Origin of the sequence: Streptomyces sp. NPDC086519, assembly GCF_040686075.1 — a bacterium.
Lineage (GTDB): Bacteria > Actinomycetota > Actinomycetes > Streptomycetales > Streptomycetaceae > Streptomyces > Streptomyces shenzhenensis.
Map to the genome: position 1 here is coordinate 1 of NZ_JBFBJL010000149.1, position 3,977 is coordinate 3,977.

Consider the following 3,977-nt stretch of genomic DNA (forward strand, 5'->3'; position numbering starts at 1 on the left):
TCCTCCTCGGGGGCCGGGCTTTCTTGGTGGGCGTGGCCGAGTGGGGGCCGGGCGCCGTGGCGGTCCTTTGGGGCCGGGACAGGCCGTCCTCAAGGACCGGACAGGGCGTCCTTGAGGAAACGCACGCGCGCGTGCGAGGCGGTTCCGGTCGCGTACGACACTGGGTGCGTGATCCGTTACGACGCCCTGGACGCGCTGCCCGTGCGGCAGGCCCTGCCCGGTCTGCGCGACGCCCTGGAGCGGCACGGCACCGCCGTGCTGGTGGCACCGCCGGGCACCGGCAAGACGACGCTGGCGCCGTTGGCGCTGGCCGGGCTGCTTGGCGACGGACCCGCGCGGCGCGTGGTGGTGGCCGAGCCGCGCCGGATCGCCGCCCGTGCGGCGGCCCGCCGGATGGCCTGGCTGCTCGGCGAGCAGGTCGGGCGGAGCGTCGGCTACACCGTGCGCGGCGAACGGGTCGTGGGACGGCACGCGCGCGTGGAGGTCGTCACGACCGGCGTGCTGTTGCAGCGTCTGCAACGCGACCAGGAACTGTCCGACGTCGACGTCGTGATCCTCGACGAGTGCCACGAGCGTCATCTGGACGCCGACACGGTGGCGGCCTTCCTCTGGGACGTACGGGAGACCCTGCGGCCGGAGCTGCGCCTGGTGGCCGCGTCGGCGACGACGGACGCCCAGGGGTGGGCGCGGCTGCTGGGCGGGGCGCCGGTGGTCGAGGCGGCCGGTGTCGCCCACCCCGTGGAGGTGGTGTGGGCGCCGCCGGTACGGCCGGTACGGCCGCCGCACGGGATGCGCGTCGACCCGGCGCTGCTGGCGCACGTGGTGTCGGTGGTGCGGCGGGCCCTGGCCGAGCGGGACGGGGACGTGCTGTGCTTCCTGCCGGGCGTGGGCGAGATCGCGCGCGTGGCGGGCCGGTTGGGTGACCTCGGGGATGTGGAGGTGCTCCAGGTGCACGGCCGGGCACCGGCGTCCGTCCAGGACGCGGTGCTGGCGCCCGGGGTGCGGCGCCGGGTGGTGCTGGCCACGGCGGTGGCCGAGTCCTCGCTCACCGTCCCCGGGGTTCGGGTGGTCGTCGACGCGGGGCTCGCGCGGGAGCCGCGGGTGGACCACGCGCGCGGGCTGAGCGCGCTGGCCACGGTGCGGGCGTCCCGCGCGGCCGGGCGGCAGCGGGCGGGGCGCGCCGGGCGTGAGGCGCCGGGGGCCGTGTACCGCTGCTGGTCCGAGGCCGAGGACGCCCGCCTGACGGCCTTTCCGGCCCCGGAAATCAGGGTGGCCGATCTGACCGCGTTCGCCCTCCAGGCGGCCTGCTGGGGCGATCCGGAGGCCGCGGGACTGGCGCTGCTGGACCCTCCGCCGGCCGGGGCGATGGCGGCGGCGCGGGAGGTGCTGACGGCGATCGGCGCGGTCGACTCCGCCGGCCGGGCGACGCAACGAGGGGTGCGGCTGGCCCGGCTGGGGGTGCATCCACGGCTGGGCCGGGCGCTGCTGGACGCCCCGGGCGAGGCCGCCGAGGTGGTCGCGCTGCTGAGCGAGGAGGCTCCGCGGGAGTACGGGGACGACCTCGCGGCCGCGCTGCGCACCGCACGGCGGGGCGGTGACGCCTATGCCGGGCGGTGGCTCGCGGAGGTACGGCGGCTGAAGGCGGACACCGAGGGCGCGTCGGCGGACGGCGTCGACGACCGCGCCGTGGGACGCGTCGCCGCCCTCGCCTTCCCCGAGCGTGTCGCCAGGGCCGACGGAGATTCGTACCTCATGGCGTCCGGCACCCGGGCCGAGCTCGGTGCCGGCAGCCCGCTGCGCGGCGCCCCGTGGATCGCGGTGGCCGTGGCGGACCGGCCCGTCGGCAGCGGGCACGCGCGCGTGCGGCTCGCCGCCGTGGTGGACGAGGACACGGCCAGGTCGGCGGCGGCCTCGCTGTACGCGCAGGACCAGGAGGTCCGCTGGGCCGACGGGGAGGTGGTGGCGCGGCGCGTGGAACGGCTCGGGGCGATCGAGCTCGCGGTGCGGCCGTTGCGGGACGCCGACCCGGCCCTCGTACGCGCCGCGCTGCTCGACGGGCTGCGGCGCGAAGGGCTCGGCCTGTTGCGGTGGACGCCCGACGCCGCCGCGCTGCGCCGGCGGCTCGCCTTTGTCCGCCTGCGTGTCGGGGAGCCCTGGCCGGACGTGTCCGACGAAGCGCTGCACGCGCGCGTGGACGACTGGCTGGAGCCGGAGCTCGGCCGGGCCCGGCGGCGGGCCGATCTCGGGCGGATCGACGCCGGGGAGGCGCTGCGCCGGCTGCTTCCGTGGGCGAGCGGGGAGGCGGGGCGGCTGGACGAGCTGGCGCCGGAGCGGATCGTCGTGCCCAGTGGGTCACGGATCCGGGTCGACTACGGCAATCCCGAGCAACCCGTGCTCGCCGTGAAACTGCAGGAGATGTTCGGGTTGCGGGAGTCGCCCGTCGTGGCCGGGGTGCCGGTGCTGGTGCATCTGCTGTCGCCGGCCGGGCGGCCCGCCGCCGTCACCGCCGATCTCGCCTCGTTCTGGAAGGACGGCTACCGGGGCGTACGGGCCGAGCTGCGCGGGCGGTACCCGAAGCATCCCTGGCCGGAGGATCCCGCCACCGCCGAGCCCACCCGGCACACCAACGCGCGGCTCAGGCGCTGACTGGTTCCGGAACCCGGGTGTCGACCGGTGCCGGGTCGCCGGGACGGCGGCCGCGGGCCTCCAGGTAGAGGGAGAGGGCGAGCAGCGCGACGCCGAGGGACAGGAACCCCCAGGGGAGGTAGGAGGTCAGCATCAGGACGATCGTGCGGTTGTGCTTGACCAGGGCGACCGTGTGCTCGATGTAGTCCTCGCGCATCTTCACGTCACCGGCGAAAGCCGTCACCTTGGCCCGGCCGCCCAGCAGGGTGCCGCCGCGCAGTTCCTCCTTGTGGGTCTCCTCGCCGTAGACAGGTGCCCCGGTGACGGGTTCGACCCAGAACCTGCGGACCGTGGTGTACCAGCGGGTGGTGCCGGTCTTGGCGACCGACTCGGGGGTGATGCCCTGCACCGGCATCTTCTTCGGCATGGGGACCTTGGTCCACGGGATGGTCTGCTCGAAGTAGTAGACCTTGACGCCCCGGAACGTCCGCGTCCCCTTGTAGTGGATGGGGTTGGTGGTGCGGCTCTGTGCGTCGAAGTACTCGTAGTCCCGTTTCTCGGTCAGGAACGGGAACTTGAACTCGATGCCGTCCCGTTTCACCGGATCGCCGTCGACCATCTCGCCGGTCGCGTGCACGGGTTCCTGGCTGTGCGCGTCGAAGATGTAGCGCTCGGGGATCTCGGAGACCATCTTGCCGTCGGGCCCCTGGACGTAGGACAGGCCGTCCCAGACGACGACGTCCCGGCCGGCCGTCTTCTCGATCTTGTTCGCGGCCGCCACGTCGCCCTTGAGGGTCTGCACGATGGTGACCTGAGGGACCTTCTTCGCCTTCATGGTGCCGTAGTCGAGCAGCGTGGCGTTCTTCGCCACCAGGACCATGTCCTGGTACTGGTTCGGCGGGATCTTCGCGAGCCGCGGGAAGGCGTACCAGCGCAGCAGCGGGGACAGCGTCGCGAAGAACACGGCACAGGCGAGCAGGACCAGACTGGCCTTGCGGCGCATCTCGGCCTCCCTGGGCGGCGGTTACGGGTGGGCGGGCACCGTCGTGAGCAGCGGCTTCGGAGACGTCTTTCCGTCCGTCGACCCGAGGGCACTGACCGTCACGACCAGGACGAGCGCGAGGGCGAGACCGGTCGCGGCGGCGATCAGGGCACGCATGCGGGGCCTCCCTACGGCCGACAACTTCCTGATGGAGCGTCAGGTTTGGGCACCGTAGCAACGGGAGGGTGAGATGAGAACAGGTCGTACGACGACGAGGGCCGGGTGCTTCAGCTGATCCTCACGGACGCCTCGCGGCTCTCGGACCTGATCAGCGGTCAGCTGACCGTCTCCGCGCTGGTGGAGGAGGTCA

3 protein-coding genes are annotated in these 3,977 nt (G+C 74.0%); 1 reads left to right on the plus strand and 2 read right to left on the minus strand.

Annotated features, from left to right (window positions below; translation table 11 throughout):
• Positions 1-168: 168 nt before the first annotated feature.
• Entirely contained in the window at positions 169-2,646 is a 2,478-nt protein-coding gene (gene hrpB / locus AB0P24_RS47630) for an ATP-dependent helicase HrpB (protein WP_365805709.1), read from the plus strand.
• Here the strand turns inward: hrpB and AB0P24_RS47635 are convergent.
• Both AB0P24_RS47635 and AB0P24_RS47640 read right to left on the minus strand, forming a co-directional pair.
• Positions 2,636-3,628 carry a DUF3068 domain-containing protein gene (locus AB0P24_RS47635; RefSeq protein WP_365805711.1) on the minus strand — a complete coding sequence of 331 codons (993 nt, stop codon included), beginning with the start codon at positions 3,626-3,628 and terminating at the stop codon, positions 2,636-2,638. The two genes, hrpB and AB0P24_RS47635, sit on opposite strands and share 11 nt — an antisense overlap.
• A 21-nt stretch (positions 3,629-3,649) precedes the next feature.
• The gene (locus AB0P24_RS47640; RefSeq protein WP_365805713.1) at positions 3,650-3,784 is read right to left on the minus strand and encodes an SPW_0924 family protein; all 135 of its coding nucleotides are present in this window, start codon (positions 3,782-3,784) and stop codon (positions 3,650-3,652) included.
• Positions 3,785-3,977 lie beyond the last annotated feature (193 nt).

Excerpts from the sequence above, each read along its gene's own strand:
- AB0P24_RS47635 (WP_365805711.1), bottom strand. The coding sequence starts at position 3,628 with ATGCGCCGCAAGGCCAGTCTGGTCCTGCTCGCCTGTGCCGTGTTCTTC.
- AB0P24_RS47640 (WP_365805713.1), bottom strand. The coding sequence starts at position 3,784 with ATGCGTGCCCTGATCGCCGCCGCGACCGGTCTCGCCCTCGCGCTCGTC.